Origin of the sequence: Ochrobactrum sp. CGA5, from assembly GCF_006345815.1 — a bacterium.
Classification (GTDB): domain Bacteria; phylum Pseudomonadota; class Alphaproteobacteria; order Rhizobiales; family Rhizobiaceae; genus Brucella.
In genome coordinates, this window is the sequence record NZ_VCIG01000001.1 from 24,105 (window position 1) to 47,366 (window position 23,262).

Below are 23,262 nucleotides of genomic sequence, written 5' to 3' on the forward strand. Positions count from 1 at the left end.
AACAGCGCTTAAGGGAATAGATATTCATCCAAAAACGATGGAATACGAAATTTTATGACTTTGGCGTTGTTTGCCAGGCAATAAATGAAGGTTTACCGATGGAAGCGAAGGCGAGCGAGAATATGTTGGAAGCGGAAGAAGAGACCGCCGAGGCAGCGCCCGTTCGCCTGACGCCCATGATGGAACAATACATCGAGATCAAAGCGGCGAATGTCGATTCGCTGCTCTTCTACCGTATGGGCGATTTTTACGAATTGTTCTTTGATGACGCAGTGGAAGCCTCTGCGGCGCTGGGCATCACGCTCACCAAGCGCGGCAAGCATCTGGGTGAGGATATTCCCATGTGCGGCGTGCCAGTCCATGCTGCCGACGATTATTTGCAGAAGCTGATCGCCAAGGGATATCGTGTCGCGGTCTGTGAACAGGTGGAAGATCCGGCAGAGGCAAAGAAGCGCGGTTCCAAATCTGTGGTGAAGCGTGATGTGATCCGTCTCGTCACGCCGGGCACGCTGACCGAAGAAAAGCTGCTGGACCCATCCGAAGCCAATTTCCTGATGGCGATGGGGCGCACGCGCGGCGACGGTGCGCTGGCGCTTGCCTGGATCGATATTTCGACCGGAACCTTCCGCGTGGCGGAAACCGCGCCGGACCGGCTTTTCGCTGATGTGATGCGGGTAGACCCACGCGAACTGGTCGTGGCCGACAGTGCTTTCCATGATGAGCAACTACGCCCGGTTTTTGATCTGGTTGGCAAGGTAGTAACGACGCAACCGGCGACCCTCTTCGATAGCGCCGCCGCTGAGGCGCGCATCCAGCGCTATTTCAACGTTGCGACTTTGGATGGTTTCGGCCAGTTCAGCCGCTCTGAACTTTCAGCCATTTCCGGGGTGATCGCCTATATCGAAAAGACGCAGATTTCCGAGCGTCCGCCCTTGATGCGTCCTGAACGCGAACATGAGGGCGGCACGCTTTTCATCGATCCGGCCACACGCGCCAGTCTGGAGCTTGCCCGCACCATGTCGGGCAATCGCGATGGCAGTTTGCTGAAGGCTGTTGATCGCACGGTGACGAATGGCGGTGCACGGCTTCTTGCTGAGCGCCTGACCGCGCCGCTGACCAGTCCAAAGGAAATTGCGCTACGGCTTGATTCCGTTTCCTGGTTCCTGAGCGAGCAGTCGCTCTGCGAAGCGATGCGCGCGGAATTGAAAGGCGTACCGGACATGCCGCGCGGACTCTCGCGCCTTGCCGTTGGGCGCGGCGGCCCACGTGATCTGGGTAGCCTCGCCCGAGGTTTCGAGGCTGCGCATGTCATTGCGGGTCTGCTGGAAAATGCATTGCTGCCAGACGAACTGGCGCAGGCCCGTGATGCCGTCAGCGCCATGCCCGCCATCTTTACCGCTCACCTCGACCGGGCCTTGGCCGATGAATTGCCGCTTCTCAAGCGCGACGGCGGTTTTGTTCGCGCGGGCTATAATTCCGAACTTGATGAAATGCGGGCCTTGCGTGACCAGTCACGCCGGGTGATCGCCGGTTTGCAGGCCAATTATATTGAAGAGACCGGTATCAAATCGCTGAAGATCAAGCATAACAACGTGCTTGGTTATTTCATCGAGGTGACGGCCAATAATGCCGGGGCGATGACGGATACGGATGAAGCCAAGGGTCGGTTCATCCATCGCCAGACCATGGCCAATGCCATGCGCTTCACCACGACCGAACTGGCGGAACTTGAAAGCAAGATCGCCAATGCCGCCGACCGCGCATTGTCCATCGAGCTTGCCGTGTTCGAGGAACTGACGGCGGAAGCAGTTTCTCATGCCGACAGTATTCGTGCCGCTGCATCGGCGCTTGCGGTTTTCGACGTCTCGGCAGCGCTTGCCGTGCTGGCGGAGGAGCAGGGCTACTGCCGCCCGCAGGTCGACGACAGCCTGTCCTTCAACATTGTTGCGGGGCGTCATCCGGTCGTCGAGCAGGCCCTGCGACGTCAGGCAGCCAATCCGTTTGTCGCCAATGATTGCGATCTCTCGCCGCAGACGGATGGCGGGAATGGCGCTATCTGGCTACTGACGGGGCCGAACATGGGCGGCAAATCGACCTTCCTGCGCCAGAATGCTCTGATTGCAATCATGGCACAGATGGGGTCCTTCGTGCCCGCTGGTTCTGCGAAGATAGGTGTCGTGGACCGGCTGTTCAGCCGCGTCGGCGCTTCGGACGATCTCGCCCGTGGGCGCTCGACTTTTATGGTTGAGATGGTGGAAACGGCTGCGATTCTTAATCAGGCGAGCGAGCGCTCGCTGGTGATTCTTGACGAGATCGGGCGTGGTACAGCCACTTTCGACGGACTGTCCATTGCCTGGGCAGCGGTCGAATATCTCCATGAGAAGAACCGTTGCCGGGCTTTGTTTGCTACACATTTCCACGAAATGACGGCACTTTCGGAAAAGCTTGAGCGGCTTTCCAATGTCACCATGCGCGTCAAGGAATGGGACAATGATGTCGTCTTCCTGCATGAAGTGGCAAAGGGAGCGGCCGATCGTTCCTATGGTGTGCAGGTGGCGCGTCTGGCCGGGTTGCCGGAAGCAGTGGTCAATCGCGCGCGCGATGTTCTGCACCAACTGGAGGCGGGTGAAACCTCAGGCAAGGCGGACAAGCTGATCGATGACTTGCCGCTGTTCTCAGCCGTCTTGCAGCAGGAAAAGCCAAAGCTGCAGGTTCAGATGAAAGACAGCGAACTGGCGAAGGCTATCACTGCTATCAGTCCTGACGAATTGACGCCGCGAGAAGCGCTTGACCTGATCTATAGGTTGAAGGAATTGGCCGGAAAGGCGTGATCGTAGTTTCTGGACCCTCGTCCATCGAGGCTTCGCCCTCAGGGGATGGCGTTGGCTGATCTTGCGCACGTTACCCGCAGCGATTTCCCCTCATCCTGAGAAGGCCGAAGAGCTATGTCAGGATGAGGGGAAAAGAGCTGGTTATACAAACCTGTTTGCTTCAGCACCGTAATAGGTGATGTAGCGGCTGGAAATGCGCTCAATGGGCAGAATGATGAAAACATCGGTCGTGCCGAATGCTTCGTCGATCACTGCGCCGTCCCCGATCATTGCGCCAAGGCGCAGGTATCCCTTCACCAAAGGCGGCATTGAGAATAGTGCAACCTTGTTGTTGATCGCCTCCTTAGGCATCAGATCCATGGCCTGATAACGATGGGGCAGGGCACGAACGTCCCAGTCGTCAGTGGCGCGGCAGTTGTGATGGAGGAACGACAGGCCGAGCGCATGAGCTGCGGGCACAGCACCGTGAAATGAAGCGCAGCCGAACATCACGTCGATGGAATGGCGACGACAATAGGCCCAGGCGCCTTGCCAAAGAAGCTCGACAGTGCGCTTGGAGCGGTATTCCGACTTCACGCAGGAGCGTCCCAGTTCAAGCAGACGGAGATCGGGGCGCGAAAGGGCCAGACGCTGCACATCAAATTCGTCGGCAGAATAGAAGCCGAGCGCCCGTTCAGCCTGATCGCTGCGCATCAGACGATAGGTGCCAACAATCTGCTGGTGCTCTGGCACGGGCAGGGCGGTGTCGTAAACAAGCAGATGATCGCAAATAGCGTCGAAGCGGTCGGCGTCGCGAAGCTCTACAGCTTCGATGTTTTCCCGGCGTGCGCCCATTTCATCGAAGAAGACGCGGAAACGCAATTCCTGCGCGGCCTCTATAGCTTCGCGCGAGTTTGCAAGCCGTACTTCCAGCGATCCGATACGCCCCAGAACAATGGGGTCGCCGTTGGACGCGAACAGCGCCTGTTGTGCTTCTAAGCCTGACATGACCGTATCATCAATGATTTGCTGGTCCATTCCAAGCAGTACTGTCATGATGATGGCTCCTGATTTGTCTAGTCACGTATTCCTGAACGGCTTTCCCACTGATATTTCAGCAAGAACTGACCAATTCCAATCCTCGTTCAGTCGATTGCGCGGACAGGGTGTCCAGTTCGACCGAAGCAGTACAGATTCAGTGCTACGCGACGATGACAGAAGCATGTCACCAATGTGTCAATTCGGATGACTGGACCTTATCCCCTTCAAAAAGCTCTTAATTTAAGAGGTCAAGTTATGCGAAAGGTAGAAACTGTTCAACCCGGCGGGTTAGCGGGCAGCCCGTTCGCGCCGCCAGCCAAGGAATTCCTCTAGAATTATAAGGCCCGCACCGATTGTTATGAACGTGTCGGCGAGGTTGAAAACCGCGAATGACCAGGTCGGCAGGTGGAACAGAATATAATCCACGACGTAACCGTGCATTATGCGGTCGATAAGATTGCCGATGGCGCCGCCGACAACCAGCGCAAACCCGTAGCGCGCAAAGATTCGGTCCGGCGCGTTGGTCCACCACAGATAGAGCACGAACAAAATGACTGCAGCGGTGATTGCAACCAGTCCCCAGTCGTGCAGCCATGCCAGCATGGAAAAAGCGATGCCTTCATTGTGCGTGCGAAACAAAGCCAGGAACGGCAGCAAGTCGATCTGCTGGCCGTAGCCCATCCGTGTTTCCACCAGATGCTTGACACCCTGATCGATCAACACCGTAAGAACGACAACGAGAAGTGAGGACCAGATCGCGTGCCGCTTCATCCGTGTGTCCTTTCATCAAGCATCAATGCGTCGCGACGAATTTCGTAGAGCATGACACCGGTGGCAATTGCGAGATTGAGAGAATCCGCACGACCGGCCTGCGGAATACGGGCGAGCTTGTCGCAAGTTTCGGCGAGACTGTCCGGTAACCCTTGCTGTTCGTTGCCCATCATCAGCATGACCGGTTTGTTGGCATAGGGGATGGTGCGATAGTCAACGGCACCCTTCAGATGAGTGCCGACGACGAGACCGGAAAAGCCTTTGCGCCAATTGAGGAAATCGGCTTCCGTCGCTTTGTAGAGCGGCATGGAAAAGACAGAGCCCATCGTGGCACGCACGGTTTCCAACGAATAGGGATCGGTGGTGTCGCCGATCAGAATAACGCCCTTGGCACCGACCGCATCGGCGGTACGGATGACGGTGCCCAGATTACCGGGGTCGCGTACACGGTCCAACGCAATATAAACGTCGTTGTTCTTCGGCTTGAGGCTCGCAAGCGGGCGATACTGCTGTTCGAAAACGCCGACAACCATTTGCGGATTGTCGCGGCGGGTTATCGCGGAAATGACCTTCTCGGTTACTTCAAGCACCAGGCCGCCTTTGGCGAAGGTGCGGGCTGCAACCTGCTCAACCATTTTGTTACCCTTGCCGGACTTGGCGAAGACAAGCGTCTTGATACGCCAGTCCTGTTCCAGTGCGTCGATGACCAACTTCAACCCTTCGGCGAGAAAGACCCCCTGCTGGTCACGGAATTTTTTCAGAGCCAGCGAGCGGAGATCTTTCACAATAGGGTTGGTCAGGCTGGTGACCTCCTTCACCTGACCTACCTTGGAATATTCGGCGCGAGAGCCGCCTTTGGAAAAATCGTCGTCACGGCTCATTTTGCTACCCAACGGCTGAACATGGATGTGGAAAGCGCGCGCCCTGCTGCCCGTTCGCGCAGAATAAGTTCACCTGATTCGACCGTGCCGCCAAGGCCCGTGAAACGGTCACGCATCAATTCGTGAATGGCAAAGAACGATGCGCGGATCGAATAGGCGGTCAGGATGACAGCCAGCGGCTTCGGCGTCAGTATCGACCGGCATGTATCAACCATGGCGGGCAAATGCTCGAACAATTGCCAGACTTCACCGCTCGGGCCGCGCCCGTAGGCGGGCGGATCGAGCAGAATAATGTCATAGAAGCTGCCGCGGCGCTCCTCGCGTTGCACGAATTTCATCGCATCTTCGCAAATCCAGCGGATTGGCTTATCGGAAAGCCCGGCCATTTCCTGATTTTCACGCGCCCAGACAATGGCTTTCTTGGATGCATCCACATGGGTCACTTCGGCGCCCGCACGCGCTGCCACCAGCGAAGCAAGACCCGTATAGCCAAAGAGATTGAGCACCTTCACACCGCGTCCAGACTTTACCCCTTCGCGGATAAGCCTGTCCATGAATGACCAGTGCGCGGCCTGTTCGGGGAACACGCCGACATGGCGAAATGAGGTGAACCGGCCATGAAAGGAAATACCGTCGTGCTGCATCGGCCATGTTTCACCGAGCGGCACTTTCGGGAATGCCCAGCGTCCCATGCCTTCTTCGTCGGTGTTGCCTGTGAAGACGGCGTCGGCCTCATCCCATTCTTTCTTTGGCAGGCTAGGCAACCAGATTGCCTGACCTTCGGGGCGCACAATCCGATAGGGGCCATATTGCTCAAGCTTTAACCCGTTTCCGCTATCGAGCAGCGCATAATCGGGCGACGGTTCCGTTTCGAGAATAAGCGGTAATCTTTCTCCCGGACGCGCACCGGCATAAGGCTTGATTTCGCGAAGCGGGGCAACGGGCTTGTCGTCTACAGGCTTGGGAGCGGCCTTGGCGAATTGGGGGCGCGGCTTCTTGAAAGAAGAGCCTTTATTATCAAATTTACCTTCAGGACGCGGCGCATCATGTCTTGCGCGCTCGAAACCACGTTCCTGTTTGCCGGCCGACGGCTTTTTGCCTTTTCCCTTTGGCGCTTTCACCCGAAACTCCAATCATCATGATTGAGGTCTAGGTAGGATAAACAAGGCCTGTGTGAAAGGGAAAAACGACGCTCAATCGCGCTCCAAGTATGAAAACCCGGAAGTTTTACCTCCGGGTTCGAGATTAGTGGGCGTTTCAGGAGTTCACGACCGATATATTGCGCTTCTCGGCAGCTGTGCTGCGTTCAAGCAGGCGGGCGGCTTCCTGTTTATACATGCGCTCCTTGCGGCGGTGCTTGCCTTGTGTGAGCCACGTCACCAGGGAACCGATGACAACACCGAGAAGAAGGGCTCCAAACAGCCACAGGAAAAGTGGCGCATCATAGGTCAAAGCAGGGTTACCCGGATTGAACGGATCGATCGTGAATTGGACCGATGCGCGATTGGCAACCGACAGTGCAATCAGAACCACTGCGAGTGGAGCGAGAATGATGATCGCGATGATGCGTTTTGCCGCCATGGTGTTATCAGACTGCGCCGTTGAGACGGTCGCGCAGTTCCTTGCCGGTTTTGAAGAAGGGAACCCACTTTTCTTCCACCTCCACCGTTTCGCCGGTGCGCGGATTGCGGCCGCTGCGGGCAGGACGGTTTTTCACCGAAAAGGCACCAAAGCCGCGCAATTCAACGCGATTGCCTTCGGCAAGGGCGTTTGTGATCTCGTCGAATACCGCCCCCACGATGTTTTCGACATCGCGCTGAAAGAGATGCGGATTACGGCTGGCGATAATCTGAACGAGTTCCGATTTGATCACGGCTTTAAACCCCTGTTCTTCTGCTTGTTTGATCTGGTATCTACCGGATATTGTGTAGGTTTGCCCGGCTGGCGTCAATTCGCCTGAGGCGTACCGTCAACGTGCCAAACCGAGAGAAGCCCGTCAAGAAAGATGCGTTCCTTGGCGATTTGCTTCAACATGCCATCGGCCTCCTGTGGTATGCCGAGGAGGCGCGCGCCAGCGTGAATGATAAGATCGCGCACCGAGAAACCCGTTTCGCTGCTGACAGGCTTCCACTCCAGGCGCGGCAAATCCTTGGAAAGCCCCTTGCTTGCAAGCCAGGCAACGGCTTCCTCTTCGCCGCCTAGTCCGTCGATCAATTTTTTATCCAGCGCCTGCCGCCCGGTAAAAACTGCGCCATTGGCAAGCGCCAACGCCTGTTCATGTGTGAGCGAACGGCGCTTTTCGACAATATCCACGAACCATGCGTAGGAATCCATGATCATGTTGCGGATCATGCCCTTGGCTTCTTCGCTGGCCGGACTGAAATAATTCGGTTCTGCCTTGAGCGGCGAGGATTTGATAGTTTCGACCTTGACGCCGATTGTATCAAGAAGCTTCGATACATCGGGATATTGAAACAGAACTCCGATTGAACCGACTATGGATGTCTGCCGCGCGACGATATGGTCGGACGCGCTGGCGATCATGTACCCAGCGGAGGCGGCCAGTGTTCCAACCTGTGTAACCACTGGCTTTTTTTCGGCGATCTTGCGCACGGCTTCAAAGATCGCTTCGCCACCCACCGTCGTTCCTCCGGGCGAATCAAGAACCAGAATCACGCCTTTGACGGCGTCGTCCTTGGCAATCTTGTCGAGGCGTTTCAGCAATTCTTCGTTCTCGAAGATGGTGCCTTCAATGCGCACCTTGGCAATATGCGGTTGATTGAAATTGGTGCCACTCATGGTCCATGACGCAAAGACGGCGATCAAGGCTGCTATCAGAAGCAGGAAAGCTCCGCGCCAGATTGTCAGTTTTCTGCGCAACTTCCGGCGTTCGATGATCGTTTCGGCGTCCTGAACCATTCCCGTCAATCCATTCGTTCAAATAGCGCGACTTGCGCCCGACCCGTCACCTTTTGCCTTGAATGATGGCATGCGGCAAGTCTCTTCAGAAAATCGGTCTGAATAGAGATAGTGTCTGGAATAAATATTGTAATGACGTCGAGTGCAATTCTCGTGCTTGTTGCCATGCCAGCTTTCGTGACAGCGTTACGTATGACTGTAATTTGACCCCATCTTGTGATATCAAAGATTTGATTAGCATTCCACCTAATGCGGTGGGGTGAAAATTGGGCTGAATTATCAAAGCTATAAACCGTTTCTGCTACCTGTTTGGGAGGCGGGTGCGGTGTTTTGTGCGGTGTAAAGCTATTGAGCGACCGGTTATTTCACCCCAAATAAACCCTATTGAAATGAAAAAGCGTGATACGCGCGCTGACTACTGAATTCTATCAAAGCCGTTGAGGAATAAAACGCAACATGACCGTCGACTCCACACATAGCCATGCGCCGCAGGATGCGACTGCTTCGGTTCGCGGCGCGAGTGGCGTGCGTTTCGGTGCGTCAGAGAAGGCCGAAACGTTGTTTCATGCTGCCCAGCGTCATTCGGTTCGTGTCCGCGTTTTGAAGACCGCGCTTCCGGTCGCGGCGATCATCGTAGCGGCCGTCTTCTCCTGGTATACATTCCTTGCGACGCCGAACACACCCATAAAGGTTGAAGTCAACAATGGTGGCGAAAGCGGCAAGCTTGTCATGACAAGCCCGCATCTGAATGGATACACCAAGGACAATCGCCCCTATTCGATGACTGCTTCCAAGGCGACGCAGGATGCAAAGAACAGTGGCACGATTGCGCTTGAAGGCATTTCCGCTGAATTGCCGGTTGGTGAGAGCGGGACTGCCAAGGTCGAGGCAACGTCGGGCGTTTACGATAATGCCAACGGACGTTTGCAACTTGATAAGGACTTTATTGTTACGACAGATGACGGTTTGCGTGCGGTGCTGCGTTCTGCGGACGTAAATCTCAAGAGCGGGCAGATCACGACCGACAAGCCTGTCGATATCCGCAGCGGTGGCACGCATATTCTGGCCGACAGCATGCAGGTCAAGGACAACGGCAAAGTTCTGATTTTCGAGAACAAGGTCCGAATGACTGTTGACGGCAGCGTTGTTTCGCCCAACAAGACTCCCTGAGAAGGGTGTCTGATTTGAGATAGAGACGTGTTCGGACTGGTTTGTATCCGTGCGGACGCTGGGGTGCATTTTCACATAGAAATGTGCTCGAAAACAAATTGTTAGAGCGTGTTTCTGATAGAGTCGGAGTGCTACAGGCTCTAAACCGCTTTTTTGATCGCATTTTGCGACGCCTAATGTTCCCATTTGGCGGCAAAGTGCTTAATGTTGCGTCTGACCGCATGTCGATCCAAGGATGGTCGAATGCTTCGGGGAGCTGAAGATATATGAAACGCGAGACGGGCAAGATGAACAAGGGTAAGATGGCCCGCACTTTGCGGATGGGATTTGCAGTTCTGGTGCTCGGCGTCGTCGCGGCTCCGGCAGTCTCTTCGGCACAGGAAGGCGCAGCCGTGAACGGTTTGAAGCTTTCCAACAGCAAGGCGCCTGTCAAGATCGACGCTGATAAGCTGGAAATGCGCGACAAGGAAGGTATTGCCATCTTCACCGGCAATGTTGCCGTTTCGCAAGGCGATGCCTTGCTGAAAGCGGGTCAGATGACTGTTTATTATAACAAAGCCAAAAAAGACGGGGAGGCTCAGGCCCCGGAACCGGCAAGTGCTGGCGTTGGCGGCATTGATTCGTCGAGCATTGATCACATCGACATTACCGGAAAAGTTTATCTCAAGTCCGGTACCCAGGTCGCAACGGGCGATACCGGTCGCTATGATGCGAAAAACCAGGTGATGGTCCTTCAGGGGCAGAAAGTGGTCTTGACCGATGGTGACAACGTCGTGACCGGTTGCAAGCTGACGGCGCATCTGGATACAGGTCGTGCCAATGTCGAAAGCTGCAAAGGCCAGACCAAGGGGCGCGTATCGATCATCATGGCTCCGAAAGATCAACAGCAGGGCGGTGCTGCGCCCAAGCAGAACTGACCGGAGCGGCCGTGGGATTGTTCTGGAACAAGAAGGCCGACGGGCCACAAGACGCATCGCCAAATGTCAATGCACCATCCGATGTTGTGGGCGCGATGCCTGGTCAGCCGGGTAGATCGGCGCGGCTCAAGGGTACGCTTGTGGCACGCGGTCTCTGCAAGAGCTATCGCGGCCGACAGGTTGTCAACGGCGTGTCATTTGGTGTGCGTGCGGGCGAGGCTGTCGGTATTCTTGGGCCGAACGGCGCAGGCAAGACCACTTGCTTCTATATGGTTACGGGGCTGGTCCCTGCTGATGCCGGTTCTATCGAGATCGACGGTTTCGATGTCACGTCGATGCCGATGTACCGTCGTTCCCGACTGGGCATCGGTTATCTGCCACAGGAAGCCTCGATTTTCCGAGGCCTTTCGGTGGAAAACAACATCAAGGCTGTGCTGGAAGTGGTGGAGAAAGATCGCTCCAAACGCGCTTCCGAACTGGACGCACTGTTGGAAGAATTCCACATCGCTCATCTGCGCAAGGCACCGGCAATTTCACTGTCGGGTGGTGAACGCCGTCGTCTCGAAATCGCACGTGCGCTCGCATCACGCCCGAACTTCATGTTGCTCGACGAACCTTTTGCGGGCGTTGATCCGATCGCTGTTTCCGATATTCAGCAGCTCGTTCGTCATCTGACCAGCCGTGGCATCGGCGTTCTGATTACCGATCATAATGTGCGTGAAACGCTCGGCCTTATTGATCGTGCCTACATCATTCACGCCGGTCAGGTGCTGACGCATGGCCGCCCTGCCGAAATCGTTGCTAACCCAGACGTGCGCCGACTCTATCTCGGCGACCAGTTTACGCTCTGATATAGTCAGAACATTTTGCGATCGTCGGGCCTCCTCTGGTAATGCGTCATTCTGACCAGCCGTTGGTTCGGGCCCGTTTTGTTCTGTGCAATGTTGCATAAACTGTAGCTGAACCGCGACTATTTCCCCTTTTGTCTCAAAAACGCACATTCTGAATTGACAAGCAAGGTTCATACCAGTTTTCATTCAAGCCTGCTTTCAGCTTAAAATGGCTGCGAGCGGACGGCTTATTCCTTTGTAGGCTCAGGTTTGATGCCGAGAGGGGGCGTCCGAAAGCAAGAGGTTTGCTGTCAAGCGTAGCGTGCGTGTTCTCATGTGCTCCGCAGTTGCTGACAGGGTTTAACTGGGGGAGAATACGCATCGCAATGGCTCTGTCGCCCAAGCTCGATTTCCGTCAATCTCAATCGCTGGTGATGACACCGCAGTTGATGCAGTCAATCAAACTGCTACAGATGACGCATATGGAGCTGGAGCAATTTCTCGATGTTGAAGTCGAGAAAAATCCGCTGCTGGATCGAATTGAGGCAGCGAATGATGATTTTTCGGGCGCTGATTCCGGGCAGGTTAATATCGAGACTGACGGAGAAGGTGCAGTATCGGAAGACTTGCCGGACGATGACTGGTTCAAAACAGGCGCTTCGGATGACGCTGAAAATCTCTCGTCGACCTTCGACAGTTCGCTTGAGAACATCTTTCCAGATGATCCGGGTCGCGTCGATGAGATCGGCCCAGATCTCGCCGCACAATGGAAATCCCCTGCTGGCGACGGATATATTTCAGGCGGCAGTTATGACATTGATCAAGTTGCAGCCAGCCGAGTTTCGCTGAGCGAACATGTGGCGGAGCAGATTGCGCTGACGTTTCCCAGAACGGCGGACAGGTTCATTGCGACAGCGCTGGCGGACGCGCTGGACGAGAGTGGTTATCTGCGTATTGATATTATCGGCTTGGCCCAGAATCTGGGTGTGGAAACAGTTGAGATCGAGCGCGTCCTGAGATTGATGCAAGACTTTGATCCGCCAGGCCTTTTTGCTCGCGATCTGCGGGAGTGTCTAGCGATACAGTTGCGTCTCAAGGATCGGTTAGATCCGGCCATGGAGGCGTTAATTGACAATCTCGATCTTCTGGCGCGGCGCGATTTCGCGACGCTCAAGAAGCTGTGCGGCGTCGATCAGGCTGATATTCTGGATATGCTGACCGAAATCCGCATGCTCGACCCAAAGCCGGGCGCCTCGTTCGAAATTTCCGTTGCCGATACCATCGTGCCAGATGTGCTGGTGACGCCATCGCGTGACAGTGGCTGGGCTATCGAACTCAACCCAGTCGCAATGCCACGTCTTATCGTCAACAATGAATATTATGCTGAGGTGAGCGCCTCGGTGAAGCCTGAGGAAAAGGCGTTTCTCTCGGATTGTATGCAAACTGCGAACTGGCTTGTACGCAGCCTTGATCAGCGTGCGCGTACAATCCTCAAAGTCGCACAGGAAATTGTCCGGCAGCAGGACGGCTTCTTGCGTCTGGGGGTGACCCATTTGAAGCCGCTCAATCTGCGTACTGTCGCTGATGCAGTCGGCATGCATGAATCGACCATCAGTCGCGTGACCGCTAACAAGTTCATGGCCACACCGCGTGGTGTGTTTGAACTGCGTTATTTTTTTACGGCTTCCATTGCCTCTTCCGAGGGCGGTGACGCTCATTCATCGGAGAGTGTACGTCATCGCATCCGTCAAATGATTGATGCTGAAAAGCCCGACGACGTGCTTTCCGATGATGCCATCGTGGATGCACTGAAGAAGGACGGCGTCGATATTGCGCGAAGAACGGTCGCAAAGTATCGGGAGTCAATGAATATTGCTTCATCGGTTCAGCGGAGGCGTGAAAAGAAGGCAAGATTGTCGGCTTCCTGATCACGTAACCAGTCAGGCTCCAGGATTACGCCGGGTGGGCCGCATTAAATCACCGATTGTATATTCAAGGCGCCACTCTTGCATTTGGATACAGAGGAATGCTCTAAAATCCCGTATCTGTGGCGCGGCTCTTTCAGAAAAATTGGATTTCGATTTGTGAAAAGAACGTCATTGCACAACGGCTAACTGGTAGAAGGACCAATTGACAAGCGCCAGTTCACCCAATAGAAGCCCGGCTCGCGCTGCGGCCGATGTTGGGACTCCTTTGTTTTCAGGGTTTCCGGATAAGTCGTCAGCTTGAATTGGCGAGATCGCAGCAGAAGCGCCTGTGTCTATTCGTTTCTGCGATCAAAAGTGCGCCAAGGCAGAATGGAAGCATGTCTCATCGAAATCGAACCGGTTTCGGGATAGTGACATGGGTTGGACCTCCCGGCGAATGCGTTTTGCAGGCATGGTCTGATAATATCGCTGTAGTTTCTGGAAGAAATTGCGGTTGTTCATATGTTTGAAGGAAGGGCAATGTGACGTTCGGGGCAACGGTCTAGCTACTGAGGCGTTACCTAAAAAAGACGATGTGCTGCAACCATCCTGTAAAGGGGCTGTTGATTGAGGCAGTCACGACTTCGAAGGCTTTTCGGAAGGTGTTTCGACACCTTGCCGGAAGGTGTGCTTGAGAAGCGTGCATGCACAGTGAATTCAGTTGGAAAACGCACAGGATGAAAAGCATCTTTGATGCGGGTTCGCTTTGCGCTTCGCTCGCCTTATGGTTAGACTGAATCTTGTGGTGTAACGCAAATGAGGTGTGCCAAATGACTCTGCGTGTATCTGGAAAGCATATGGACGTCGGTGAAGCTTTCACGGCCCGGATCATTGATCGGGTTAACGAAGCTGTCGGCAAGTATTTTGATCATGGCTTTTCCGGGCAGGTTACGCTCACCAAGTCCGGGTCGCGTTTCAGTGCCGATTGCACTTTGCACCTCGACAGTGGTGCAACGCTGCAAAGCACTGGCGAGGCGCAAGATCCGCAACTGGCTTTTGACGCGGCCGCGGACAAGATCGAAACCCGCCTTCGCCGCTACAAGCGCCGTCTGAAATCGCGCCCGGCTACGCAGCCAGAAGCGATCTATGATGACGTTGCATATCGTGTTATGGCACCGCTGCCGGAGGAAGAGGAGGATCTTCCGGCTGATTACGCGCCGACAATTGTTGCGGAATCGTCTGTCGCCCTGCGCACCATGTCGGTGGCATCGGCGGTCGTGGAACTGGATTTGATAGAAAATCCAGTTCTGGTGTTCCGCAATGCAGGCAATGATGAAGTTAACATCGTCTACCGTCGCGCGGACGGCAATATCGGCTGGGTTGATCCATCAATGGTCACCCGCCAGGCCGCGCCGCGCGCCTGACGGCAAACCTGAAGCGCACGCAGCGGATCGCGACTAGGCGGCCGCGTGCGCTTCCCCAAACCGGGCCGCAAAGGCCTGATTGAAGAAGGAACGGAGAGAATGGATCTTAGTGATCTGATTCAGCCCGGGGCGATTATCCCGGCGCTGAAAGCCAGCTCCAAAAAACAGCTTTTGCAGATTTTGTCTGAGAAGGCTGCGGAACTGACCGGTCTCCCTGAGCGTGAAGTTTTCGAAACAATTCTCCAGCGTGAGCGCCTCGGTTCTACCGGGGTCGGTAATGGTGTTGCCATTCCGCACGGCAAGCTGGCGAACATTAACAAAATAGCCGGAATCTTCGCTCGTCTGGAAACCCCGGTCGATTTTGAGGCGCTGGACGATCAACCTGTCGATCTTGTTTTTCTGCTTCTCGCGCCGGAAAATGCCGGCGCGGATCATCTGAAGGCTCTATCGCGTATCGCCCGCATGCTGCGCGACGCCGATACTGTTGCCAAATTGCGCGGCACACATGACGCGCAGGCACTTTATTCCTTTCTGACCGCTCAGCCAGCTTCCAACGCCGCCTGAGTTCAAATAGTTTCTCGTAAAAAAACCGCCGTTCGGGCCGAACGGCGGTTTTTTGTTTGCTCGCAGAAACAATCTGCAAGGCAGAACATACTCTGCCTCAAGACGGCTCGCGGTATGACGTGCGTCACAATCTTCCGCACTCATTTCGTGTGAGAGCGCGGCTCATGATATGGCCGGCATCGCGTCGAACCTCAGTGCAGCATCACCGTGCGCAATTCATGGTCTTGTGCACCTTGCAGCGCGGTGGCGCGAACGTCGGAGAGCACGATTGGCTCACCGCTGGCGCCGAAGAGCGCCCAGAGTTCAAGGCCCGGCTCGATCGGTGGGAGGGCAGGGAAGCTGCGGGCAAGTTCATCTGAACGGATCTTGCGCACGTAGGCAACTTCACCTTCGCCGAGATGGGCGAATTCGTTTTCGGTGAATATATGTCTGTTCATGGTCTTAGCCTCCATTTCGTCGGCATGTCATTTGCGACCATGCCGCATCAGAGCTTCACATTCTCAATATAGCGCTATTGTGCTGAACAAAAACTGAACAAGTTCAGTCTTTCACCGCTATGTTGATTCGTTTAACCAGCCGTTCGGGTTCAGGGCGGTCCAGATCGATGGCCAAAAGACCGTTTTTCAGATCACAACCGAGAACCCGCATACCGTCTGCCAGAACGAAAACGCGCTGAAACTGTCGGGCAGCTATGCCTCGATGTAGAAACTCGCGTTCAGTATCGTCGGTCTGGCGTCCGCGGATGACGAGCTGATTGTCTTCCGTCATGACTTCGAGGTCTTCACTGGCAAAGCCAGCCACCGCCAAAGTGATGCGCAGACGTTCAGAACCTGTCTCGCCGCGCAGGCGTTCAATATTATAGGGCGGATAACCGTCGCCGGATTTTGCGATCCGTTCCAGCGTTTTTTCCATCGTATCGAATCCGAGCAGCAGGGGGCTCGAAAACGGTGTCATTCGTGTCATTGCATCAGTCCTTGATGAGAAGCGACCGTTATGAAGAGAACCCTTAAGGCGTATCTCTTCGCTAACTGATATGGCTTGTGAAAAGCCCGACTTCAAGGGCCAATCCGGATTCCTTCGTTGCAAGGTAAAACGCAGGGGAGGTTCAAGATACCCGGCAATATTCGGGTGCTGTTATCGGCGTGCTTCGGAAAGCGCTGCACCAAAAGCGGTTGCGAAACTTTCGCGATCATCAGGGGAGAGGAAGTTTCCGATCACGACACGCACTTCACGGCTTTCGACGCTCATGCCCGTGATTCCGATATCCGGCTTCCGTGCGACCTTGAAGCGTGTCCAGAACGGATTGAAGCGATGCGTAGTTATCGTGCCAGACGCCGCATATTTGCGAATATGCAGGGCTGAGCGGGACACGGAGATCTCCTCGCGCGCGCGTGCAGCCCGATAGTTCCAGCGGAAAGCCAGATAGATCAGCAAAACATCGAGCCCGAAAAACCCGAAGATAGGCCAAGCACCGATAGACCAGAAAAGAATGCCTACGAATATCCAGCAGCCGATCAAGGCAGACATCAGGATGGTAAAGCCCGTACGCCCCAGCGAGCGATAGGGGGTCAGCAGGGCTTCAAAGATGGGTTTGTCGAACCGGTCAGGTTCAGCGCCGTCTGGATGATGCATCGCATTCAGGTCATCTGGCTGCTATCGGCGACCTTAATGGGGCTGCGTCAAGCTGCTGATTGTTTTATCGATAGGGAAACCATTATAGAGGCGGAATGGAAAAGGCCAAAATCAAATCGCCTGTGAACGCTTCTCCTGCCGCCCGCCCTCAGCGTCGGGTGCGTGGCACGCTTTATACGCCGGACGAAATTCATGAGATATTTCGCCGCTTCTCGATTCAGCGGCCGGAGCCGAAGGGCGAGCTTGAGCATGTGAACGCTTTCACGCTTCTTGTTGCTGTGGTTTTGTCGGCGCAGGCCACCGATGCCGGGGTCAACAAGGCGACGCGCGGGCTCTTTGCAATCGCCGATACGCCGCAGAAAATGCTGGCGCTGGGCGAAGAGAAAGTCGGTGGCTACATCCGCACCATCGGTCTTTGGCGGAACAAGGCAAAGAACGTCATTCTTCTGTCGGAAGCGTTGATCCGTGATCACGGCGGAGAAGTACCGGGAGACCGGGACGAACTGGTGAAGCTGCCGGGTGTTGGCCGCAAGACGGCCAATGTGGTGTTGAATATGGCTTTTGGCCAGCCGACCATGGCGGTGGATACACATATCTTGCGCATCGGCAATCGGATTGGTCTTGCGCCCGGAAAAACGCCGGAGGCGGTAGAAGCCATTCTGGTGAGGGTCATTCCCAAGGAATTTATGCTCCATGCGCATCACTGGCTGATCCTGCATGGGCGTTATGTGTGCAAGGCACGCAAGCCGGAATGCGAGAAATGCGTAATTGCAGATATCTGCAAGTATCCGGCGAAAAGCTGCGACGTGCCTGCGCCGCTTATCCCCTTGCCGCCACAGGCGTGAGTAGGGCCTCGCGCTGCGAGATGGCTTTGTGCAGATGGACCATCATTGTTGCCGCAAAAAGCGGGGTCAGAAGATTGACGATGGGGATTGCCATGAAGCCTGCAATCAGCAATCCGGCCAGAAAGACCGTCACGCCATAATGCGACCTCAGGGCCTTGGCTTCAGCTTCGGAACGATAACGCATGGCCGCAAACTCGAAGAATTCCCGTCCAAGTAGATAGGCATTGATGACGAAAAAGGCGATTAGGTTGACGCCTGGTATAAACAGCATGAGCAAGGCGACGATGTTGCCGAGAATGACAATACCGAGAAATTTCAGAGAAACGACGACAGAGCGGGCAATCGGCAAGGACATGCCGGGAGGATCGTTCGGATAGTCCTCGCGCTCGACCACTTCGGCTACATCATCGAGAAACAGGCCCGCCACGAGTGCGGTGACAGGTGCAATCATCAATGCGAGCACAAGTGCCAGACCAAGGCCTGCAACGATAGCGGCGACGATACCAAGCCAGCCTGCCCATTCCGGCATGCCGGGTAGTATTTGCTCCATCCACGGCCAGGCAAAAGTAAAAAAGATTTGACGGACTGCTGCCCAAAGGCCAATCAGCAGCAACAGCGTCAAACCAAGGGTCTTCCAGAAAACTGCACGTAATTCCGGGGTAGTGAGGCGTTTCAGTGCTTTCAAGGCAGCATCTAAGATCATTGTCGATCCAATTCCGACTGTGGACGAAGACGGAAATAGGTATGCCTTCACCCTCGCGCAAGCTGCGCTACCCACAATGCGGGAGGCTAGCAGGGTAGCCAAAGGGGTTTCAAACAGCTAAACCGGCACCCACATGACTGCCGCATATCCGGCTTAACGCGTGTCGAGGAAAAGTGCATAGCGACTTTTCCGATGACGATCTGCCTTTGCCGGGTGGGAGACTAATCACAGGGGAGCTTCTCGCGCTCATGGCTACATTTGACGTTCTTTGCATTGGCAATGCCATTGTCGATATTCTTTCGCGCACCGATAACTCTTTCCTGGAAACGAATGGTATCGTCAAAGGTGCGATGAACCTTATCGATGCGGAGCGTGCGGAACTGCTCTACAGCCGGATTGCAGGCCCGGCGACGGAAATGTCCGGCGGCAGTGCCGGAAATACCGCAGCAGGCGTAGCAAGCCTCGGCGGACGCTCCGCCTATTTCGGCAAGGTGGCGACAGATCATTTGGGCCGCGTTTTCGCGCATGATATCCGCGCGCAGGGCGTTGCCTTCGATACCCGTCCGCTGGAAAAAGGATCGCCAACCGCCCGTTCCATGATTTTCGTAACGCCCGATGGCGAGCGCTCGATGAATACTTATCTCGGCGCCTGCGTGGAACTCGGACCGGAAGACGTGGAGACCTCCAAGGTGTCCGACGCGAAGGTGACCTATTTCGAAGGTTATCTTTGGGACCCGCCGCGCGCGAAGGAAGCTATCATCATGGCGTCGAAGATTGCGCACGAGAAGAAACGCCAGATGGCAATGACCCTCTCTGATCCGTTTTGCGTCGATCGGTATCGCGAGGAGTTTTTGGAGCTCATGCGTTCACGCACGGTAGACATCGTCTTTGCCAACGAGGATGAAGCCAAGTCGCTATACAAGACGCAGTCCCTTGAGACGGCAATAGCCTCCATGCGCATGGACTGCGCGCTTTCGATCGTCACCCGTTCCGAAAAAGGGGCGATCGTTGTCACGCCCGACCAGACCCTGACTGTTCCAGCTATCGAAATCGACACACTGGTTGACACGACCGGAGCAGGCGATCTCTACGCAGCCGGTTTCCTGTATGGTTATACGAATGAGCGTTCGCTTGAAGATTGCGCCCGTCTCGGTTCGTTGGCGGCCGGTCTTATCATCCAGCAGATGGGGCCGCGTCCGCAGCTCAGCCTGCAGGCTGCTGCAAACCAGGCTGGTTTAGTCTAGTAGTTATTCCGGCCTGATGATCCGGTCGCGCTGAAGTTCTTCTTCCGTGCGTCCGGGGCGGCTTTTATAGACGGGCAATGTCCAGCCGAAATAAAGTGCGCCACCACGAATGAGAAACGCAGTTGAAGCGGCTGCGATTGCACATATAGCGGGCTCGATCTGCAGCCAGGCGAGCAGTACATAAAGGCACGCGCCGACAAGCGACGCCGTGACGTAGACTTCGCGGCGCATCAGCACAGAAGGCTCTCCTGCCACCATATCGCGTAATATGCCGCCCAGAGTGGCTGTGGAAATGCCGGTTACAATAGCGACGGATGGTCCGAAACCAAGTGCCAGGCCCTTGGCTGCGCCTAACACGGTATAGGCGGCCATGCCTACGGCATCGAGCCAGAGCAGGGCACGGTAGCGGGATTCGACCATATGCGCCGTGAAATAGACGAGGATCGCCGCCAGTGTGCCGGCAAGCAGATAGGTGGGCTCGATCACCCAGAAAACCGGCGCACCAAGCACGAGATCCCGGAACGTTCCGCCACCAATACCAGTGATATTGGCGAGGAACAGAAAACCGATAATGTCGAGCTGACGTCGCGAAGCTGCAAGAGCGCCAGTCGCAGCGAAAACGAAAACGCCTGCAAAATTCAGAAACTCAGGAATCGTCACGCTGCAGGTCTCCTCCACACATCCAGTGACAATTTTTCACCGGTGCGCTCCAATAGCAATACGCACATTATTGCATGCCTAGCAGTAGATATGAAAAGAGCGGCAGACAAAGCCGCCGCTCCAATCTTCGCCGGTTAATACTGAAATCAGGCGTTGCCTTCGGAAGCGGCATCGCCATTGTCAGCCGTTGCCTTTGGGCCCCCCTTGGACACGCCGACCATTGCCGGACGCAGAACGCGGTCGCCGATGGCATAACCATCCTGCACAACCTGCACGACGGTGTTGTTCGGCAAGTCCTGATTCGGCACTTCGAACATAGCCTGATGGAAATTAGGATCGAACTTCTGGCCTTCCGGTTCCAGCTTCTTGACACCGTGGCGTTCCAAAGCCTGCAGCATGGCGCGCTCGGTCATTTCGACACCGTCTGCGAGCGACTTCAGGCTTGCATCGGTCGCCAGGGCTTCGGCAGGGATAGCCTCAAGTGCGCGGCGCAGATTGTCCGAAACCGACAGCATGTCGCGTGCAAAGTTCGTTATGGCATAGGTGCGCGCGTCCTGCACATCGCGCTGGGTCCGCTTGCGCAGGTTTTCCATTTCGGCTGCGGCACGCAGCAGCTGATCCTTCAGCTCGCCATTGTCTGCTTCAAGCATTGCGATCCGGTTTGCGGTTTCATCTACCGCCGTCTCAGCTTCATCTTCGGCAGCTTCCGCACGAGCCTCAGCCTTGCGTGCCTTCAGAAAATCGTCGGCAGCTCTGTTCAGTGCCTCGCGATCCCGGGGATTGTTGATGTCGCGCTGCTCAAGATCGGGGTTCTGGGATTTGTTTTTCTCGTCAGCCATAATGCTACTTCCGTCTTGAATATCTTCTGGGGCGGATATCGAGTTTCATGCCAATAAAATCAAGGTCTATTTTCAGGGACTTGGTTTGTGCCGGCAGATCTAACAGTTATCGCAGGAGCCGGGAAACGATCTGGGCGGTGTAGTCCACCATGGGAACGATCCGCGCATAATTGAGCCTTGTGGGCCCAATGACTCCCAGAGCACCAATAACCCTTTGCTCGCTGTCGCGATAGGGGGCGACCACCAGCGATGAACCGGAAAGGGAGAAAAGCTTGTTCTCCGAACCAATGAAGATACGGACGCCCGAACCGGCCTCGGCGAGATCGAGAAGCTGGATCATGCCGTCCTTTGTTTCAAGGTCATCGAAGAGGTGACGCAGGCGTTCGATATCTTCCTGCGCATGGATATTTTCCAGAAGATTGGCACGACCGCGAACAATCAGCCGTGCCGGCTGATCCGTTCCTGCACCGCTCCAGACCGCCAGTCCCTGCGCGACCAGATCCTGCGAGAGCTGATCGAGCTCCTGCCGCGTTTCTTCTGTCAGCTTTTTAAGTTCAGCCTTGGCTTCGGAAAGCGTATGGCCGTGAATATGCGCGTTGAGAAAATTCGATGCCTCAATCAATTGCGAATTGCTGATACCAACAGGGAGATTGACGACACGGTTTTCGACGTCGCCACTCTGCATGACCAGAACGGCAAGCGCCCGGGTCGGTTCGAGACGGACGAATTCAATATGCTTGAGTGCGCCTTCTGCCTTGGTGGCCAGCACGAGGCCCGCACCACGCGACAGGCCCGAAAGGACTTGGCTTGCCTCGGTCAGAACGCTTTCGACCGAATTGTTCATTCCCGCAGACCGAACCTGCGCCTCAATGGAGGAGCGTTCCTCCGGCGGCAGGTCGCCTATTTCCAGAAATGCATCAACGAAGAAGCGTAGCCCGATCTGCGTCGGCAGGCGTCCGGCTGAAATATGCGGAGCATAGATGAGACCCAGATGCTCAAGGTCGCTCATCACATTGCGGATAGTCGCTGGCGAAAGCGTATGCGGCAGCAGGCGCGATAGGTTGCGCGAGCCAAGCGGGTCGCCATCGTTCAGATAGCTCTCCACGATCAACCGGAAAATATCGCGCGAACGCTGATCGAGCGAATTCAATAACTGGTGTTCCGGCGGTTTCATCATATTATGGCAGCGAACCCTATGAATAGCATACGATAAATATAAGGTCGCAGGTCAAGGCGTCAAAGCCTTTAACGTTGCCCTGACAGACCTCTCAACACCTCTGTCGGTTTTTCGGGCAGAATGGCTTTCTATTTACGTCCGGGAAGCCTAAAAAGCCGCACCGGAAAAATGAATTGAGGAATTTTCTATGCGTCCATCCAAGCGTTCTGCTGACGAAATGCGTGCTGTTTCTTTCGAGCGCGGCATCTCCAAACATGCCGAAGGCTCCTGTCTCGTCAAGTTTGGCGATACGCACGTGTTGTGCACGGCAAGCCTTGAGGAAAAAGTGCCCGGCTGGATGCGCAATACGGGCAAGGGCTGGGTCACGGCGGAATACGGCATGCTGCCACGTTCCACCGGCGATCGCATGCGCCGTGAGGCCGCTGCCGGAAAACAGGGCGGACGCACGCAGGAGATCCAGCGTCTGATCGGACGCTCCCTGCGCGCCGTGGTGGATATGCAGGCGCTTGGCGAAGTACAGATCACTGTGGACTGCGATGTCATCCAGGCCGATGGCGGAACGCGCACGGCCGCGATCACCGGCGGATGGGTGGCGCTTCATGAATGCCTGCGCTGGATGGAAGCGCGCCAGATGGTGCGGGTCGAAAAGGTCTTGAAAGACCATATTGCGGCGATTTCCTGCGGCATATATGAGGGCGAACCGGTGCTCGATCTGGACTATGCGGAAGATTCCGTTGCCGAGACCGACAGCAACTTCGTGATGACGGGCAAGGGCGGAATCGTCGAAATCCAGGGAACGGCCGAAGGTGCGCCATTCTCGGAAGAAGAGTTTGGCAGCCTGATGAAGCTCGCTCGTGGCGGCATTGATCGCCTTGTGTCCTTGCAGAAGATGGCTGTAGCCTGATAGGAACGAGGTCTGCTCCAGATG

At 55.4% G+C, this 23,262-nt stretch carries 24 protein-coding genes; 10 read left to right on the forward strand and 14 right to left on the reverse strand.

The features are described from left to right. The first annotated feature begins 98 nt into the window (after positions 1-98). Positions 99-2,831, forward strand: coding sequence for a DNA mismatch repair protein MutS (gene mutS, locus FJQ48_RS00110; RefSeq protein ID WP_139973195.1), 2,733 nt, complete (start codon positions 99-101; stop codon positions 2,829-2,831). A gap of 141 nt (positions 2,832-2,972) precedes the next feature. Here the strand turns inward: mutS and FJQ48_RS00115 are convergent, their stop codons facing one another. From FJQ48_RS00115 to sppA, 7 genes are all read right to left on the reverse strand, one after another. Then, positions 2,973-3,866 (reverse strand): GNAT family N-acetyltransferase, encoded by an 894-nt coding sequence (locus FJQ48_RS00115; RefSeq protein ID WP_180350078.1) that lies wholly within the window; start codon positions 3,864-3,866, stop codon positions 2,973-2,975. Positions 3,867-4,139: 273 nt separating this feature from the next. After that, on the reverse strand, positions 4,140-4,622 hold the full coding sequence (gene lspA, locus FJQ48_RS00120) for a signal peptidase II (RefSeq protein ID WP_139973196.1): 483 nt from the start codon (positions 4,620-4,622) through the stop codon (positions 4,140-4,142). Further along, positions 4,619-5,503, reverse strand: a complete 885-nt coding sequence (locus FJQ48_RS00125) for an RNA methyltransferase (RefSeq protein ID WP_139973197.1) — start codon at positions 5,501-5,503, stop codon at positions 4,619-4,621. Before FJQ48_RS00125 ends, lspA begins: the two co-directional genes overlap by 4 nt. Further along, the gene (locus FJQ48_RS00130; RefSeq protein WP_139973198.1) at positions 5,500-6,624 is read right to left on the reverse strand and encodes a class I SAM-dependent methyltransferase; all 1,125 of its coding nucleotides are present in this window, start codon (positions 6,622-6,624) and stop codon (positions 5,500-5,502) included. Before FJQ48_RS00130 ends, FJQ48_RS00125 begins: the two co-directional genes overlap by 4 nt. A gap of 136 nt (positions 6,625-6,760) precedes the next feature. Next, positions 6,761-7,084, reverse strand: a complete 324-nt coding sequence (locus FJQ48_RS00135; protein WP_139973199.1) for a LapA family protein — start codon at positions 7,082-7,084, stop codon at positions 6,761-6,763. 7 nt (positions 7,085-7,091) lie between these two features. Then, positions 7,092-7,376, reverse strand: a complete 285-nt coding sequence (locus FJQ48_RS00140; RefSeq protein WP_139973200.1) for an integration host factor subunit beta — start codon at positions 7,374-7,376, stop codon at positions 7,092-7,094. 74 nt (positions 7,377-7,450) lie between these two features. After that, the gene (sppA, locus tag FJQ48_RS00145) at positions 7,451-8,422 is read right to left on the reverse strand and encodes a signal peptide peptidase SppA (RefSeq protein WP_139973201.1); all 972 of its coding nucleotides are present in this window, start codon (positions 8,420-8,422) and stop codon (positions 7,451-7,453) included. Positions 8,423-8,878: 456 nt separating this feature from the next. Between sppA and lptC the strand changes: the two genes are divergently transcribed. The 6 genes from lptC to ptsN all read left to right on the forward strand — a co-directional run bounded on the left by lptC (position 8,879) and on the right by ptsN (position 15,234). Then, entirely contained in the window at positions 8,879-9,592 is a 714-nt protein-coding gene (gene lptC, locus FJQ48_RS00150) for an LPS export ABC transporter periplasmic protein LptC (protein WP_139973202.1), read from the forward strand. Between the two features lie 266 nt (positions 9,593-9,858). Then, positions 9,859-10,509 carry an LptA/OstA family protein gene (locus FJQ48_RS00155; protein WP_139973203.1) on the forward strand — a complete coding sequence of 217 codons (651 nt, stop codon included), beginning with the start codon at positions 9,859-9,861 and terminating at the stop codon, positions 10,507-10,509. 11 nt (positions 10,510-10,520) lie between these two features. Continuing rightward, complete coding sequence (gene lptB, locus FJQ48_RS00160) at positions 10,521-11,360, forward strand: LPS export ABC transporter ATP-binding protein (RefSeq protein WP_139973204.1); 840 nt, start codon at positions 10,521-10,523, stop codon at positions 11,358-11,360. Between the two features lie 365 nt (positions 11,361-11,725). Beyond that, positions 11,726-13,267: an RNA polymerase factor sigma-54 gene (gene rpoN, locus FJQ48_RS00165; RefSeq protein ID WP_139973205.1), complete on the forward strand. Its 1,542-nt coding sequence runs from the start codon at positions 11,726-11,728 to the stop codon at positions 13,265-13,267. An 809-nt stretch (positions 13,268-14,076) separates the two neighbouring features. Next, positions 14,077-14,670, forward strand: coding sequence for a ribosome-associated translation inhibitor RaiA (gene raiA / locus FJQ48_RS00170; protein WP_139973206.1), 594 nt, complete (start codon positions 14,077-14,079; stop codon positions 14,668-14,670). Positions 14,671-14,769: 99 nt separating this feature from the next. Further along, on the forward strand, positions 14,770-15,234 hold the full coding sequence (ptsN, locus tag FJQ48_RS00175) for a PTS IIA-like nitrogen regulatory protein PtsN (RefSeq protein WP_006465889.1): 465 nt from the start codon (positions 14,770-14,772) through the stop codon (positions 15,232-15,234). 191 nt (positions 15,235-15,425) lie between these two features. On the opposite strand, the gene FJQ48_RS00180 is transcribed toward ptsN, so the two are convergent. The 3 genes from FJQ48_RS00180 to FJQ48_RS00190 all read right to left on the reverse strand — a co-directional run bounded on the left by FJQ48_RS00180 (position 15,426) and on the right by FJQ48_RS00190 (position 16,866). Beyond that, positions 15,426-15,671, reverse strand: coding sequence for a DUF1150 family protein (locus FJQ48_RS00180; protein ID WP_139973207.1), 246 nt, complete (start codon positions 15,669-15,671; stop codon positions 15,426-15,428). A 103-nt stretch (positions 15,672-15,774) separates the two neighbouring features. Further along, the gene (locus FJQ48_RS00185) at positions 15,775-16,197 is read right to left on the reverse strand and encodes an Hsp20 family protein (RefSeq protein WP_105540905.1); all 423 of its coding nucleotides are present in this window, start codon (positions 16,195-16,197) and stop codon (positions 15,775-15,777) included. 171 nt (positions 16,198-16,368) lie between these two features. Then, a complete protein-coding gene (locus FJQ48_RS00190; RefSeq protein ID WP_139973208.1) occupies positions 16,369-16,866 on the reverse strand; it encodes a DUF2244 domain-containing protein in 498 nt (165 codons plus the stop codon). 95 nt (positions 16,867-16,961) lie between these two features. On the opposite strand from FJQ48_RS00190, the gene nth reads away from it, so the two are divergent. Further along, the gene (nth, locus tag FJQ48_RS00195) at positions 16,962-17,711 is read left to right on the forward strand and encodes an endonuclease III (protein ID WP_139973209.1); all 750 of its coding nucleotides are present in this window, start codon (positions 16,962-16,964) and stop codon (positions 17,709-17,711) included. On the opposite strand, the gene FJQ48_RS00200 is transcribed toward nth, so the two are convergent. Next, positions 17,686-18,414, reverse strand: coding sequence for a sulfate transporter family protein (locus FJQ48_RS00200; RefSeq protein ID WP_139973210.1), 729 nt, complete (start codon positions 18,412-18,414; stop codon positions 17,686-17,688). The two genes, nth and FJQ48_RS00200, sit on opposite strands and share 26 nt — an antisense overlap. A gap of 248 nt (positions 18,415-18,662) precedes the next feature. On the opposite strand from FJQ48_RS00200, the gene FJQ48_RS00205 reads away from it, so the two are divergent. Next, on the forward strand, positions 18,663-19,658 hold the full coding sequence (locus FJQ48_RS00205; RefSeq protein ID WP_139973211.1) for an adenosine kinase: 996 nt from the start codon (positions 18,663-18,665) through the stop codon (positions 19,656-19,658). A gap of 3 nt (positions 19,659-19,661) precedes the next feature. Here the strand turns inward: FJQ48_RS00205 and FJQ48_RS00210 are convergent, their stop codons facing one another. The 3 genes from FJQ48_RS00210 to hrcA form a co-directional block, all read right to left on the reverse strand. Continuing rightward, positions 19,662-20,318, reverse strand: coding sequence for a trimeric intracellular cation channel family protein (locus FJQ48_RS00210; RefSeq protein ID WP_139973212.1), 657 nt, complete (start codon positions 20,316-20,318; stop codon positions 19,662-19,664). A 146-nt stretch (positions 20,319-20,464) separates the two neighbouring features. After that, entirely contained in the window at positions 20,465-21,157 is a 693-nt protein-coding gene (gene grpE / locus FJQ48_RS00215; protein ID WP_139973213.1) for a nucleotide exchange factor GrpE, read from the reverse strand. A 106-nt stretch (positions 21,158-21,263) separates the two neighbouring features. Continuing rightward, a complete protein-coding gene (hrcA, locus tag FJQ48_RS00220; RefSeq protein ID WP_139973214.1) occupies positions 21,264-22,334 on the reverse strand; it encodes a heat-inducible transcriptional repressor HrcA in 1,071 nt (356 codons plus the stop codon). A 187-nt stretch (positions 22,335-22,521) separates the two neighbouring features. Here hrcA and rph point away from each other — a divergent pair, with 187 nt between their 5' ends. Beyond that, positions 22,522-23,238: a ribonuclease PH gene (gene rph, locus FJQ48_RS00225; protein ID WP_139973215.1), complete on the forward strand. Its 717-nt coding sequence runs from the start codon at positions 22,522-22,524 to the stop codon at positions 23,236-23,238. The last annotated feature ends 24 nt before the right edge of the window (positions 23,239-23,262 follow it).

Bases quoted from the DNA above. Each gene is read 5' to 3' on its own strand.
- nth (WP_139973209.1), top strand. From the start codon at position 16,962: ATGGAAAAGGCCAAAATCAAATCGCCTGTGAACGCTTCTCCTGCCGCC.
- mutS (WP_139973195.1), top strand. From the start codon at position 99: ATGGAAGCGAAGGCGAGCGAGAATATGTTGGAAGCGGAAGAAGAGACC.
- raiA (WP_139973206.1), top strand. From the start codon at position 14,077: ATGACTCTGCGTGTATCTGGAAAGCATATGGACGTCGGTGAAGCTTTC.
- FJQ48_RS00115 (WP_180350078.1), bottom strand. From the start codon at position 3,866: ATGACAGTACTGCTTGGAATGGACCAGCAAATCATTGATGATACGGTC.
- FJQ48_RS00190 (WP_139973208.1), bottom strand. From the start codon at position 16,866: ATGCATCATCCAGACGGCGCTGAACCTGACCGGTTCGACAAACCCATC.
- grpE (WP_139973213.1), bottom strand. From the start codon at position 21,157: ATGGCTGACGAGAAAAACAAATCCCAGAACCCCGATCTTGAGCAGCGC.
- FJQ48_RS00205 (WP_139973211.1), top strand. From the start codon at position 18,663: ATGGCTACATTTGACGTTCTTTGCATTGGCAATGCCATTGTCGATATT.
- FJQ48_RS00200 (WP_139973210.1), bottom strand. From the start codon at position 18,414: ATGATCTTAGATGCTGCCTTGAAAGCACTGAAACGCCTCACTACCCCG.
- hrcA (WP_139973214.1), bottom strand. From the start codon at position 22,334: ATGATGAAACCGCCGGAACACCAGTTATTGAATTCGCTCGATCAGCGT.
- FJQ48_RS00125 (WP_139973197.1), bottom strand. From the start codon at position 5,503: ATGAGCCGTGACGACGATTTTTCCAAAGGCGGCTCTCGCGCCGAATAT.
- sppA (WP_139973201.1), bottom strand. From the start codon at position 8,422: ATGGTTCAGGACGCCGAAACGATCATCGAACGCCGGAAGTTGCGCAGA.
- ptsN (WP_006465889.1), top strand. From the start codon at position 14,770: ATGGATCTTAGTGATCTGATTCAGCCCGGGGCGATTATCCCGGCGCTG.
- lptC (WP_139973202.1), top strand. From the start codon at position 8,879: ATGACCGTCGACTCCACACATAGCCATGCGCCGCAGGATGCGACTGCT.
- FJQ48_RS00180 (WP_139973207.1), bottom strand. From the start codon at position 15,671: ATGAACAGACATATATTCACCGAAAACGAATTCGCCCATCTCGGCGAA.
- rph (WP_139973215.1), top strand. From the start codon at position 22,522: ATGCGTCCATCCAAGCGTTCTGCTGACGAAATGCGTGCTGTTTCTTTC.
- lspA (WP_139973196.1), bottom strand. From the start codon at position 4,622: ATGAAGCGGCACGCGATCTGGTCCTCACTTCTCGTTGTCGTTCTTACG.
- FJQ48_RS00135 (WP_139973199.1), bottom strand. From the start codon at position 7,084: ATGGCGGCAAAACGCATCATCGCGATCATCATTCTCGCTCCACTCGCA.
- rpoN (WP_139973205.1), top strand. From the start codon at position 11,726: ATGGCTCTGTCGCCCAAGCTCGATTTCCGTCAATCTCAATCGCTGGTG.
- FJQ48_RS00155 (WP_139973203.1), top strand. From the start codon at position 9,859: ATGAAACGCGAGACGGGCAAGATGAACAAGGGTAAGATGGCCCGCACT.
- FJQ48_RS00185 (WP_105540905.1), bottom strand. From the start codon at position 16,197: ATGACACGAATGACACCGTTTTCGAGCCCCCTGCTGCTCGGATTCGAT.